Annotated in this window: 13 protein-coding genes; 12 read left to right on the forward strand and 1 reads right to left on the reverse strand. The window is 39.1% G+C overall.

From position 1 onward, the window contains the following. Positions 1 to 33: 33 nt before the first annotated feature. From JNUCC41_RS19105 to JNUCC41_RS19140, 9 genes are all read left to right on the forward strand, one after another. Positions 34 to 741, forward strand: a complete 708-nt coding sequence (locus JNUCC41_RS19105) for a cytochrome c biogenesis CcdA family protein (RefSeq protein ID WP_192204354.1) — start codon at positions 34 to 36, stop codon at positions 739 to 741. Between the two features lie 110 nt (positions 742 to 851). Then, positions 852 to 986 (forward strand): response regulator, encoded by a 135-nt coding sequence (locus tag JNUCC41_RS27135; RefSeq protein WP_286182153.1) that lies wholly within the window; start codon positions 852 to 854, stop codon positions 984 to 986. Positions 987 to 1,240: 254 nt separating this feature from the next. Continuing rightward, a complete protein-coding gene (locus JNUCC41_RS19110; RefSeq protein ID WP_192204355.1) occupies positions 1,241 to 1,717 on the forward strand; it encodes a CcdC family protein in 477 nt (158 codons plus the stop codon). Positions 1,718 to 1,898: 181 nt separating this feature from the next. Next, complete coding sequence (locus JNUCC41_RS19115; protein ID WP_192204356.1) at positions 1,899 to 2,954, forward strand: YeeE/YedE family protein; 1,056 nt, start codon at positions 1,899 to 1,901, stop codon at positions 2,952 to 2,954. A gap of 41 nt (positions 2,955 to 2,995) precedes the next feature. Next, positions 2,996 to 3,223 carry a sulfurtransferase TusA family protein gene (locus JNUCC41_RS19120; RefSeq protein WP_192204357.1) on the forward strand — a complete coding sequence of 76 codons (228 nt, stop codon included), beginning with the start codon at positions 2,996 to 2,998 and terminating at the stop codon, positions 3,221 to 3,223. 130 nt (positions 3,224 to 3,353) lie between these two features. Further along, positions 3,354 to 3,659 carry a DUF3219 family protein gene (locus tag JNUCC41_RS19125; protein ID WP_192204358.1) on the forward strand — a complete coding sequence of 102 codons (306 nt, stop codon included), beginning with the start codon at positions 3,354 to 3,356 and terminating at the stop codon, positions 3,657 to 3,659. A gap of 80 nt (positions 3,660 to 3,739) precedes the next feature. Beyond that, positions 3,740 to 4,168 carry a DUF2621 domain-containing protein gene (locus JNUCC41_RS19130; protein ID WP_137018029.1) on the forward strand — a complete coding sequence of 143 codons (429 nt, stop codon included), beginning with the start codon at positions 3,740 to 3,742 and terminating at the stop codon, positions 4,166 to 4,168. Positions 4,169 to 4,330: 162 nt separating this feature from the next. Continuing rightward, on the forward strand, positions 4,331 to 5,476 hold the full coding sequence (locus JNUCC41_RS19135) for an exonuclease SbcCD subunit D (protein ID WP_192204359.1): 1,146 nt from the start codon (positions 4,331 to 4,333) through the stop codon (positions 5,474 to 5,476). Further along, complete coding sequence (locus tag JNUCC41_RS19140) at positions 5,473 to 8,604, forward strand: SbcC/MukB-like Walker B domain-containing protein (protein WP_192204360.1); 3,132 nt, start codon at positions 5,473 to 5,475, stop codon at positions 8,602 to 8,604. The genes JNUCC41_RS19135 and JNUCC41_RS19140 overlap by 4 nt, the downstream gene beginning before the upstream one ends. A 67-nt stretch (positions 8,605 to 8,671) precedes the next feature. Here JNUCC41_RS19140 and JNUCC41_RS19145 read toward each other — a convergent pair whose 3' ends face one another. Further along, a complete protein-coding gene (locus tag JNUCC41_RS19145; RefSeq protein WP_192204361.1) occupies positions 8,672 to 9,079 on the reverse strand; it encodes an Hsp20/alpha crystallin family protein in 408 nt (135 codons plus the stop codon). A 645-nt stretch (positions 9,080 to 9,724) separates the two neighbouring features. On the opposite strand from JNUCC41_RS19145, the gene JNUCC41_RS19150 reads away from it, so the two are divergent. From JNUCC41_RS19150 to JNUCC41_RS19160, 3 genes are all read left to right on the forward strand, one after another. Continuing rightward, entirely contained in the window at positions 9,725 to 10,528 is an 804-nt protein-coding gene (locus JNUCC41_RS19150) for an enoyl-CoA hydratase/isomerase family protein (protein ID WP_192204362.1), read from the forward strand. Between the two features lie 95 nt (positions 10,529 to 10,623). Then, positions 10,624 to 11,052 (forward strand): acyl-CoA thioesterase, encoded by a 429-nt coding sequence (locus JNUCC41_RS19155; RefSeq protein ID WP_192204363.1) that lies wholly within the window; start codon positions 10,624 to 10,626, stop codon positions 11,050 to 11,052. A 104-nt stretch (positions 11,053 to 11,156) separates the two neighbouring features. Next, the gene (locus JNUCC41_RS19160; RefSeq protein ID WP_192204364.1) at positions 11,157 to 12,038 is read left to right on the forward strand and encodes a PaaX family transcriptional regulator; all 882 of its coding nucleotides are present in this window, start codon (positions 11,157 to 11,159) and stop codon (positions 12,036 to 12,038) included. Positions 12,039 to 12,174 lie beyond the last annotated feature (136 nt).

The following is a 12,174-nucleotide window of genomic DNA, read 5'->3' on the forward strand; positions in this document are numbered from 1 at the left end:
TTTATAGGTTGCCATACATAGGAGTGAGCTTATTTGGATGATATTAATATTTTTTTAGCTTTCGGGGCGGGATTTCTGAGTTTTATTTCGCCATGCTGCTTACCGCTATATCCGGCCTTTTTATCTTATATCACTGGTATGAGTGTTGGTGAAATCAAATCCGAGAACGCCATGCTCCAAAGAAGAAGCATGCTGCATACTTTATTCTTCCTCCTGGGGTTCTCCCTGGTTTTTATTGCAATAGGGTTTAGCACATCATACCTAGGTTCCTTTTTCTCGAATTATAAAGAATTAATTCGTCAGATTGGGGCCATCCTGATTATCATTTTTGGTTTATTCATTGTAGGAATCTTTCAACCGAAATCTTTGATGAAAGACAATCGTTTTGAATTTAAGAACCGACCTAGCGGATATATAGGTTCCATTCTTATCGGACTTGCCTTTGCGGCTGGATGGACCCCTTGTGCAGGTCCGCTATTAGGTGCTGTCATTTCACTGGGTGCAACTAATCCTAGTGCGGCCATGAGCTATATGACTGCCTATATTTTAGGATTTGCCATCCCGTTTTTCATATTATCCTTCTTTGTCGGAAAATTGACATGGATCAAAAAGTACAGCCAATACATCATGAAGATTGGCGGATATTTAATGATTGTAATGGGTGTGGTTTTGTTTTTTGATTGGATGACCAAAATAATCGCAGTCCTGTCTAGACTATTCGGTGGCTTTACTGGATTTTAGTCCATAATAAGTTATTTTTTCAATAAAATTCAAAAATGGATTGTCTTTAATTAGGTTTTATGAATTGATTTTTTAATTTTTTTCTGTCTAAACAATCAGGAAGAACGGCTATGGCCCGAATATTATTCGTTGAAGATGCAAAGTTTATGAGAATGATACTTTCAAACATTTTACCTAAAGCAGGACATGCAGTGGTCAGTGAGGCGGGAATGGACGAGAAGCCATTGAATTATATCGAACCCTGACCTTATAATGATGGATATTCCCATGCCAATCTTGAGCGGGGCTTGGGTGCCGTTAAAGAAATTAAGAAGGAATTTCAGGCTAATGTGCTCTGCCATAGTATTGGATGACATTAAAACGGTGCTTGATTAATAACAATTAATAACACTCTCCTTGTTTATCTCAAATAGGTAATATATACTTTGTTTATAAATTGAAGTCATATATAATTTTAAATGGCACTTACCTATTTTTAGTTTAAAGGGATGGTTAAGAGATGATATATATATCAACAGGTATAGCGATTGTGATGGCAATAGGTGTTTTCATGTTACGGATGAAGGAAACGAAAAAACCAGTTAATGAAAAGAAAATCATTTTACCGCCGCTTTTTATGAGTACGGGTGCGTTGATGTTTATTTTCCCGATGTTCCGGGTGACTCGATACGAATTGTTGGAGGCTCTTGTTGCAGGGATGTTATTTTCCATCTTATTGATAAAAACATCTAAATTTGAAGTTAGAGATGAAAAAATTTATATTCTGCGATCTAAAGCTTTCATATTCATATTGATTGGTCTCATGGTGGTTCGACTGGTGGCAAAACTGATGTTGGGAAGCACGATTGAAATCGGTGTATTGAGTGGAATGTTTTTCTTACTTGCTTTTGCGATGATCGTTCCGTGGAGAATTGCCATGCTTTACCAATATAAGAAGGTTAAAGCAGCTAGTTTCGGCAGAAGTAGCATGGTGTAATACATGTACTGTAGGATTCAATCAAAGGAACATTCAAAAAACCTGAGTCGATAATGACTCAGGTTTTTCATTTACCTGGAAACTTTTTATGAAGGTAAAAAAATCACCTGAAAACCTAGTAATTTTATCCGAATTATATTATATTAGTATTATAATATTTTACTTAAGGAGGAAACGGTTCATGTTACAAATGATTATCTTCGGGATTATTTGTGGTTTACTGCTGGGATTTGTGCTTCAAAGAGGCCGTTTCTGTGTTGTTGGTGCATATCGTGATTTGATTTTAGCTAAAGATGGACGGATGTTCTTAGCTACATTTATTGTAATAGCAATACAAAGTATTGGTGTTTATGCATTGAATGATACAGGGGTCATTCAGTTTGGAAATGATGGTTTTCCATGGTTGGGAACAATCGTGGGTGGCTTTATTTTTGGCATTGGTATGGTTCTGGCAGGAGGTTGCGCCACTGGAACATGGTATCGTGCCGGAGAGGGTATGATCGGAAGTTGGGTTGCTCTTTTTGGATACATGCTAGGGGCAGCAATGACGAAATATGGTGTATGGAAATTGGCTGGAGATAATCTTTTATCTTATCGTACAAGTGATACGTATATTCATGAAACATTAAATGTTTCGCCATGGGTGCTTGTTATTATTGTGACACTTTTGGTTGGCCTATTGGTGATTCGTGAAATGAGAAAGCCGAAACTTCCTATCTTTAAAATGAAACCGAAAAAAACGGGATTGGCCCACATCTTATTCGAGAAACGGTGGCATCCCTTTGTTACGGCATTATTGGTCGGTCTTATTGCAATCATGGCATGGCCGCTAAGTGCAATGACAGGCAGGATGTTCGGACTAGGAATTACAGCGCCTTCCGCGAACATTCTAACATTCCTTATAACAGGAGACGATGCGTTAATCGATTGGGGTACGTTTTTAGTATTGGGTATTTTCCTTGGTGCTTTCATTGCTGCCAAAGGAAGCGGGGAATTCCGTTGGCGTTTGCCTGATATGAAAACGTTACGTAACAATGCAATTGGCGGTGTGATCATGGGGTTCGGTGCAAGTGTTGCCGGGGGATGCACAATCGGTAATGGTCTGGTGAACTCGGCGCTATTTGCTTGGCAGGGGTGGATCGCGATTGTCTTTTTCCTGCTGGGTACATGGGTAGCAACTTATTTCACGATTATCCGAAAGCAAAAGCAGACAGCTGCTGCATCCAAAGCGGCATAAGGTACGAATCAAAAAAATTTAAGTTGAGGAGTGGAATATAAATGGCAAAAGTATTGGAAACGAATGGAATGGTATGTCCATTCCCTTTAGTGGAAGCAAAAGAAGCGATAGTGGACATGGCAATAGGAGAGGAATTAATCATTAATTTCGATTGCACACAAGCAACGGAGAGCATTCCGCGTTGGGCTGCTACCGAAGGTCATGAAATCACGGAGTTTGAGCAAATCGATGACGCTAAATGGCGTATAATCGTGAAAAAGGGGAAATAAACTGGTTTGAAGAAAACGTGTTCGGGTTTCCTGTGCACGTTTTTTTTATTTTTTCGAGGTTAAATAATTGGAAGCAGAAAGTTTCAAGTGATAACATGTCTTTAACCAATTTATTAAGGAGATGTTGATAATGGTAGACAAGGTCATTTTAAACGATGTTCCACTGCATGTCACTGACTTTCTTTCTGAAACTGTAAAGGATTCTGAAGGAAAGGAAATCAGAAAAGTCAGTTTCAATTTCAAGGTTACACATAGTGAATATCATGATATTACAACACTGCTTTATCAAATGCTATTTGATTTAAAGATTCCACAGTCAAACGAGGAGTTTCGAGCAGAAATCTTTAACTATGCAACTACGGTCACGAATCTATATGAAGAAAATGCGGTGGGGGAATTTTCACTTGTCTTGCTGGAAGTGAACGGTCAGGAATGATTGCATTGCCAGTCTTGTAAAGATATGGGTTACTGTCTATAATAATAGTGACGATCATTCTATACATATGAGGTGGTACTTTGCTTAGTGGATGGTTTTTATGGTTTATTCTATTTTGGGTAGCCCTATTAATTATATTGATGAGCATAGGTGGCTTTTTCATGTTTCGGAAGTTCCTGAAAAGATTTCCGAAAGAAGATGGAAAATCCGATATGGATTGGGAAGAATATTATTTGGAACAAACAAAGCACTTATGGTCAAAGCAGCAAAAGGAATTGCTGGAAGATTTAGTGAGTCCTGTGCCAGAACTTTTTCGTGATGTTGCACGTCATAAAATCGCGGGGAAAATCGGAGAGTTGGCGTTAAAGGAAAAAGCGGGCGATATTACGGAAGATTTGGTGATACGCGGCTATATCATTGCCACACCAAAACGTGACCATAAATTTTTACAAAAAAAATTGGCTGAAAGAAAGGTGAATATGGGTCCATATGAACACTTATTCAGCTAATGATGAAAAAAGCAGACTCTTTTGGAGTTTGCTTTTTTTATTCTGAATCTTTCAAAAAAATGTGGCTGTGTGGTAAAAATTAGAACGTTTGTACCCAAACCATGCTATTCGTTAAATTTTTGATATAATAATAGTAAGTAAAAATTAGGACGGAGTGAAACTATGAAATTTATCCATACGGCAGATTGGCATTTAGGAAAAATCGTTCACGGTGTACATATGACTGATGATCAAAGGCATGCACTCTTGCAATTCATAGAAATTGTCGAAGAGGAAAAACCGGATGCCGTTGTGATTGCCGGTGATCTATATGATCGTTCCGTTCCGCCGACTGAAGCGGTGGAGCTTCTTGATGAAATCCTTTATACGATTAATGTGAAAATGAATACACCGATCGTTGCGATATCGGGAAACCATGATTCTGCGGAAAGGCTCTCATTCGGTTCATCATGGTATCGTCATAGCCAGTTATACATTCATGGGAAATTGACAAAAAAATGTGAGCCGGTTCGCATCAAGGGCGTGAACTTTTATTGTGTTCCATATGCAGAACCTGGGACGGTTCGCCATCTTTTTGAAGATGATAGCATCCATTCCCATCAAGAAGCGATGAAGCGGATAACCGGAACGATTGCCGAGAATTTCAATAAAGATGAGCCGAATGTCTTCGTAGGACATGCTTTTGTATTAGGCGGAAAAACGAGCGATTCGGAAAGGGTCTTGTCTGTAGGTGGCTCCGGCTGTGTTTCATCCGACTTATTCGATGCATTCGATTATACGGCACTTGGGCATCTACATAGCCCAGACGCAATCCGTCATCCTAAGGTGTTTTACTCTGGATCACTATTAAAATATTCTTTTTCCGAGGCCAAGCAAAATAAGTCGCTTTCCATCGTCGATATGCAAGAAGATGGAAGCTTTGATATACGCTATCGATCTTTGGCACCCAAGTTCGATATGAGGGAAATATCCGGAGTTATGGAAGAGTTACTCGATCCCGTTTTCTATCAATCGCAAAAAAGGGATGACTATTTGAAAATAACACTAAATGATGAGGGGGCACTCATCGATCCTATTAACCGCTTGCGCCAGATTTATCCGAACGTACTACATTTAGAGCGTAAATGGGATTTGACCGATCTTAGAAGAAAAAAATCTTTCTCCTCTGTAAAAGATGAACGGAAATCAGAATTGGACCTGTTTGAAACGTTTTACCAAGAAATGACCGATCGGGATTTTGATTCTCAAAAGCAGGATTTGATGGTTTCGGTAATTGAGGCAGTTAAGAAAGAGGAGGCTTTGAAATGAGACCCGATATTTTAACGATGCAGGCATTTGGGCCATATGCAGGAAGGGAAACTATTGACTTTAATTCCCTTGGAGAACGAACGATGTTTGTCATTTCTGGAAAGACAGGCGCAGGGAAAACAACGATATTTGATGGTATTAGTTTTGCGATATATGGAAAAGCCAGTGGTGAAGATCGAAGCGGGCAAGATTTACGAAGTCAGTTTGCCGAAGATGATATATTGACGGAAGTCTCGTTACAATTTACCCTGCGTGGAAAAACGTATTTGGTTACCCGGTCCCCGCAGCAGGAACGCAAGAAAAAATCAGGTGAAGGAACAACAACGGTTGGAGCAAAGGCTGAATTATATGAGATATTGGCAGAAGGAAAAAAATTGCTGGGAGCAAATGTACGGGAAGTTGAAGAAAAAATCAAAGTACTCATTGGACTTGACGCTAATCAATTCCGGCAAATCCTGATGATTCCTCAGAATGAATTTCGAAAACTGTTAACATCCGACAGCAAGGATAAAGAACAGATTCTCCAGAAATTATTTCATACTGAACTTTATAAACGAATAGAAGAAAAATTAAAAGAAGAGGCTTCCATCCTAAAAAAGGAAAGTGAAAAAAGTGCACAGCGGCGAATTGAATTAATGAAAGGCATCCAGCCTGGCAATAATGTGGAATTACAGGCACAAATACAATGGGAAGAGCCTAATGAACAACAGGTCTTACCGCTGTTACAGGAAGTCATTTTGCAAGCGGCAGAAAAAAGTGAGAATATAAATAAACAAATACAGGAAAAGCAGAAAGCTCGTGATCAAGTTAATCAAGAACTTTCAAAAGCTGTCGATTTATTAAACCGATTTTCGGAAAAAGAAAAACTGCGAAATGAAAAGGAAGCCCTTGAAGCAAAGCTGCCAGAAATGGAATCTGTGAAAGTCCAAATAAAAATGGCACACAAAGCGGCTTCGCTTGAAAAGCAGGAACAATACTATTTGCGAATTGGCAAACAAGTACAAGAGGCGAATGCCGAACTTCATAAATTAAATGAGCAGTCCGAGAAGTTACGGATTGAGCGCATTGAGAAGCAGGATTCCTATGATAAGGAAAAGTTGAAGGATGATCAAAGAGAGCAGGCAGTACGGACTGTTCATCAGCTTGAGCAGGTAAAAGAGGCAGTCATGACTTTTGCAAGCTTAAAAGCACAGGTTACTTTAGATGAAAAAGAGTGGCAAATTAGTAAACGGCTACGTGAAAAAACTGTTTCGGAGCATCTGGCCGTTGAAGCGGAAGCAGAGAAAGTCGTTCAAGAAAAAACAGAAGCGGAAAAAGCGGCTGTTCTTTATCGTGACCAGGAAATTGAAGCAGAAAGAAATAATCAATCGTTATCGAAGATTAAAAAGCTTCAAGCAGTTCTTAATGAAATCCAGAATACGAAACGAGTTCTGGATGATAAGGATAATCGGTTCCAAGAGTTACAAAGAATACAAATTCAGGAGAAGGAAAAACTGGAAACCCTGAACCGAAACTGGAGATCTGGTCAAGCGGGTATGCTTGCTTCCGTGCTGCACTCTGGAGAAAATTGTCCTGTGTGCGGTTCGCTAAGTCATCCAAAACCAGCGAAATTGCATGAGCATATGCCGACGGATTTGGAACTGAAAGAGCAAGAAAACAAACTGAAAACTGCAGAGCAACAAAAAAGCAAAGCGGAAAGTGAATATTATCAAGCGAAATACAAATATGATGCACTGGTGGAGTCTTCACAAGAGAAGCTTAGTGACTTACAAAATGATATGCCAGAGTTTAAGTGTGAAAATATTGATGCTCATTTGCTGCAGTTTGGACAAAAAGGAAAAGTGCTGCAAGAGCAGCTAAAAGAATTGATGCGGAAAAAGTCTCTATTCAATGATCTGGAAAAAAGGTTGCAGGATTTAAAAGAGAAAGCATCCCAGCTTAAGGATAATATGATCTCTTTAGAGAGAAAAGAGGACCAAGGGAAAACGAGGTATATTGAAAACTCCACAAAACTAACAGGATTAACCGATTCCCTGCCAGACGGAATACGGACTGAGGAAGGATATAATGAAGCATATCAAATGGCTGTAAATACACAGAAACGCTTACAATCGGCCTTGGAAGATGCACAAAAAAACCTCCAACTGGTGAAGGAAAGAGAATCGGCCATCATTGCAAAAAAAGAATCCCTAAGTGGAAATATAGAGGCCTTAAATACAGAATTGAAAGAGGAGCGGGAAAAGTTAATTACGGATATGACCAATCAAGGCTTTTCCAATTATAAAGAATATACGGCAGCAAAAAAATCGGAAGCGGCTCTTGGAAATTTGGAGGAGCAAGTACAGCAGTATAATCAAAATTGGCAAAGTGTTTTAAGTCTGTTTCATGATTTGGAAATGAAATTAAAAGATGTGGCCAAACCAGATCTTGAAGGATTGAAAAAGACTTTCGAATTCATAGATGGAGAATTGGAGTCGTTGCGCCAAAAACAGAATGAAATGCAGGCTGAAATTCGGACTAACGAAGAAATCAAAAAGAAATTGTCGCAAATCAGGGAAGATCAGAAAAGTTTAGATGAAAGGTACAGTATCGTCGGTCATCTGTCCGAGATTTCCAAAGGTCAAAACTCCTTCAAAATAACTTTTGAACGATATGTACTGGCAGCCTTTTTAGATGATATCTTAAAAGAAGCCAATTCAAGGCTGCTGAAAATGACAAGCGGCAGATATCAGCTGTTGCGAAAGCTTGATCCTACACGCAGGAACATCCAAAGCGGTCTGGAGTTATCTGTGTATGACCAATATACAGGGCATGAGAGACATGTCAAAACCCTTTCGGGAGGCGAGAGCTTCAAGGCATCCCTTGCACTTGCTTTGGGTCTTGCGGATGTTGTCCAGCAGAATGCAGGCGGTATTTCACTTGAAACGATGTTCATCGATGAAGGTTTCGGTACGCTCGACCCTGAATCTCTTGATCATGCGATTGAAGCATTAATGGATATACAAAGCACCGGTAGACTGGTAGGGATAATTTCCCATGTGCCAGAATTGAAAGAAAGAATCGATGCACAGCTGCAAGTCATATCCACGCAAAATGGAAGTCGAACGTCCTTTTATTTTGCTGGATAATCAAAAAAAAGAATGGCTAAGGGAGAAGTGGTTCCCTAGGCCATTCTTTTATTTTTTTGTGAATGAACTACTCAATGTTAATATCTTCAGCCGTTTTTCCGGGGGAAAACTTATGGATGCGAATCACCAAGATCGGATTCGAGAATTCAGCGGTAATTCTTCGAGAGCAAATCGAAAAGGGGAAAGGGATCTTTCTCTGTGTGGGCAGTGTATCTTCTTTTTTTTCAAGAATTGGCTTATCAGTATCGTCAACGATGATCGATAGCTCATTATCACATAGGCAAACTTTTATATCTTTCACATCATGATTTTCCAAAACCGCCTCCACCATATACTCATCGTCACTTTCGTATATATCAATTGAAAAAAGTTGATGATCCAACGCACAAGTTTCCGGATCCAGAAAAAAACTTTTTACCCATTCGTCAAACTTTTCAACCTCATTCATTTGCGATCCATGTTGATTGTCTTGCATGTTGATACCCCCGGTTTTCCTTTGAGGTATTATATGTTGGACCATGAAGAATGGTGATTGAAAAAGTGGTTCAAAAAATGTAATAGCAACCAAGGACTTTAGAAAAGTAATCCAAGCAAAGAAACGATGTGTGTGGGTATTAAAGGGAATTAAAAATTAGCAGGAAGTTAATGAAAGTGATGACCAATTCTATATGAGTTGGTCATTTCTTTAGGCTGTTTTCGTATACTTTGTTGCTATTCACCAAGTAGTGCGGTGTGGTTGATTTCCCCTCCAGATGCTCGCTTTCCGCGGGGCTAGCGGTGAGCCTCCTCGTCGTGAACACCTGTTGGGTCTCACCTGTCCCGCTGCTCCCGGCACTTCCGCTCCAATCAACCTTAAATAGTTTCGTTTTAAAAACGACAATCCTTACGAAAAGAGCTTTTCTTTATGATCGATCATGTCCTCTATTAAACTCATACCCTTTCTACTGCTGTCAAAATGAACAATCCATATCATTGTTCAATCAGTTATAAATAACATATCAAATGTAAATTTTAAATAATTTACCAAAAATAATTGCAATTCTGAAAATTTAGTAGTATATTATGTTATATAAACGGAGGTAAATAAAACATAATACAAAATTCGGAGGAGTGTTGAAGAATGAGTACAGCAGTCGAAACAAAGCAGACGCTTACAATTCAAAAAAACAAAGAAACTGGGGTAGCGGAGGTACATCTTCATATTAATAAGACTAATGCCTATACACTTGATTTTTACAAAGAATTAAATGCTGCGATTGATGATATTCGTTTTGATCCAGATATGAAAGTGGCTGTATTAATGAGTGATATGCCTAAGTTTTTCTCGGTCGGAGCGGACATTAACTTCCTTAAAGCTGCTGATCCGGTTTTTAAAACACAATTCTGCTTATTCTGTAATGAAACTCTTGATAAAATTGCTCGTTCACCGCAAATCTGGATAGCATGCCTCGAAGGTCACACGGTAGGCGGGGGACTGGAAATGGCGATGGGTTGTGATCTTCGCTTTATGGGTGATCATGCAGGGAAAATCGGTTTACCGGAAGTTAACCTTGGGGTCCTTGCAGGTACTGGGGGGACACAACGTATGGCTAGATTAGTTGGTCACTCCAAGGCAATCGACCTGAATATCACAGGGGAGTCCATCTCACCTCAGGAAGCTAAGGAAATACGATTAGTAGATCGGGTTTTCCCACAAGATGAAATACGTGAAAAAACATTGGAATATGCCAAAAATGTCGCAAATAAGGCTAGTTACGCAGTAACTAATATAAAACTATCGATAATGAACGGTAAAGAAATGCCTTTAAACGCGGCGATTCGTTATGAAGGGGAAATACAGAATCTTTTATTCCGCTCTGAAGATGCTAAAGAAGGTTTAGCTTCCTTCCTTGAAAAGCGTGAACCACAGTGGAAAGGTAAATGAGTGATTTGTCCTTTTAAAAATAAAAAAAGCAATATCGGTTCCTGCCGATATTGCTTTTTTACTACGAATGCTATTGGGAGGATGGTGTATCTATAATGGAAGAAACTCATTTGAAAAGGCGCGTGAACGAAACGAAATTTCAAATTCAATGGGGTGATACAGACCGAGCAGGAATTGTCTATTATCCGAATTATTATAAATGGTTTGATTTAGCGGGTCATAATTTTTTTCGTTCCATAGATATGAGCCCTAAATATTTAGAAGAAGAGAAGAGGATCATCATTCCATTACTCGAAGCTAAGTGTACTTTTGAAAAACCGCTGTACTATGACGATGAAGTGACAGTATACACTCATGTGAATGAGGTGAAAACAAAGACCATTCGTTTTCATCATGAGGTTTATTGTGGTGATAATAGGACTGGGTATGGTTATGAAATTCGCGCTTGGACTTCCATCGGTGATGATGGGTTCAAGGCTGTACCAATTCCAGAAAGTATAAAAAGAATATTAAAAGTCCTTTAGTGAGATTGAGATTTGAAGGGATGTATAACTCCAACAAGTTTGAAAATTGAGCCAATTTAGATTACATTAAGAAGAAAAGGCTTTATGAGAACAGGAGAATCAACATGAAACCAAGGTCATTATTGTATACTCTTTTTGGTGATTTCGTCCAATTCTACGGCGGGGAAGTATGGATTGGGACACTTATTAAAATGATGGGGCATTTTGGTGTTTCTGAATCCTCTGTGCGTGGGGCTATTCTCCGTCTTGTCCAACAGGATTTAATTACTGGGCGAAAAATAGGCAATAAAAGCTATTATTCATTAACTCAAAAAGGGAAACGCAATATGGATGATGGTGTCAAACGTGTTTATACGATCCGGAATAATCATTGGGATGGTTTGTGGAGAGTTGTTACTTACTCCATCCCTGAAGAAAAGCGAGTGCTGAGGAATCAAGTGCGTAAGGAATTGAGCTGGACAGGTTTCGGGCTATTGTCCAATAGTATATGGGTCAGTCCCAATCCTTTGGAAAAACAAGTTCTGACCTTGATGGATACATATGATTTAAAGGACTACCTGATTATTTTCAGTTCTAGTCAAGTCATCACCCACTCAAATGAAGAGATTTTACGTGCTTGTTGGAATTTAAATGAAATAAACAAGAACTATTTAACTTTCATACAGCAATATGAAACGAAGCTTCAGGACATGCAGCAGGCTGTATGGGAAGATAGCATTTCAAATGAAGAATGTTTTTATGAACGAACCCGTCTTGTTCATGAATATAGGAAGTTCCTTTTCATGGACCCTGGTTTCCCACTAGATTTATTACCAGAAGACTGGCATGGAATCAAGGCTAGGGAGCTATTTTGGAATATTCATCAGCTCACCTCGGTCAAAGCAGTGAAATATTTTGAATCAATCATGGAATATCCTCCCGATAAAGCAGGATTTGTAAATCGTGAGAAAGCCATTAACCCTTTTTCAGAAATCTATCATGATTAAGAAGGGGGTTATGCAGTAGAAAATCCATGTTATAGAAAAAGGTTTGGAAGGGCTGGATGGCCTTGATTATGGGAATATATAATAAGGGGAATGCTGCTGATTTACAACAGGCATTGCTATTGGATCAAAAGCGTAT

The organism is Brevibacillus sp. JNUCC-41, assembly GCF_014844095.1.
Lineage (GTDB): Bacteria > Bacillota > Bacilli > Bacillales > DSM-1321 > Peribacillus > Peribacillus aracenensis.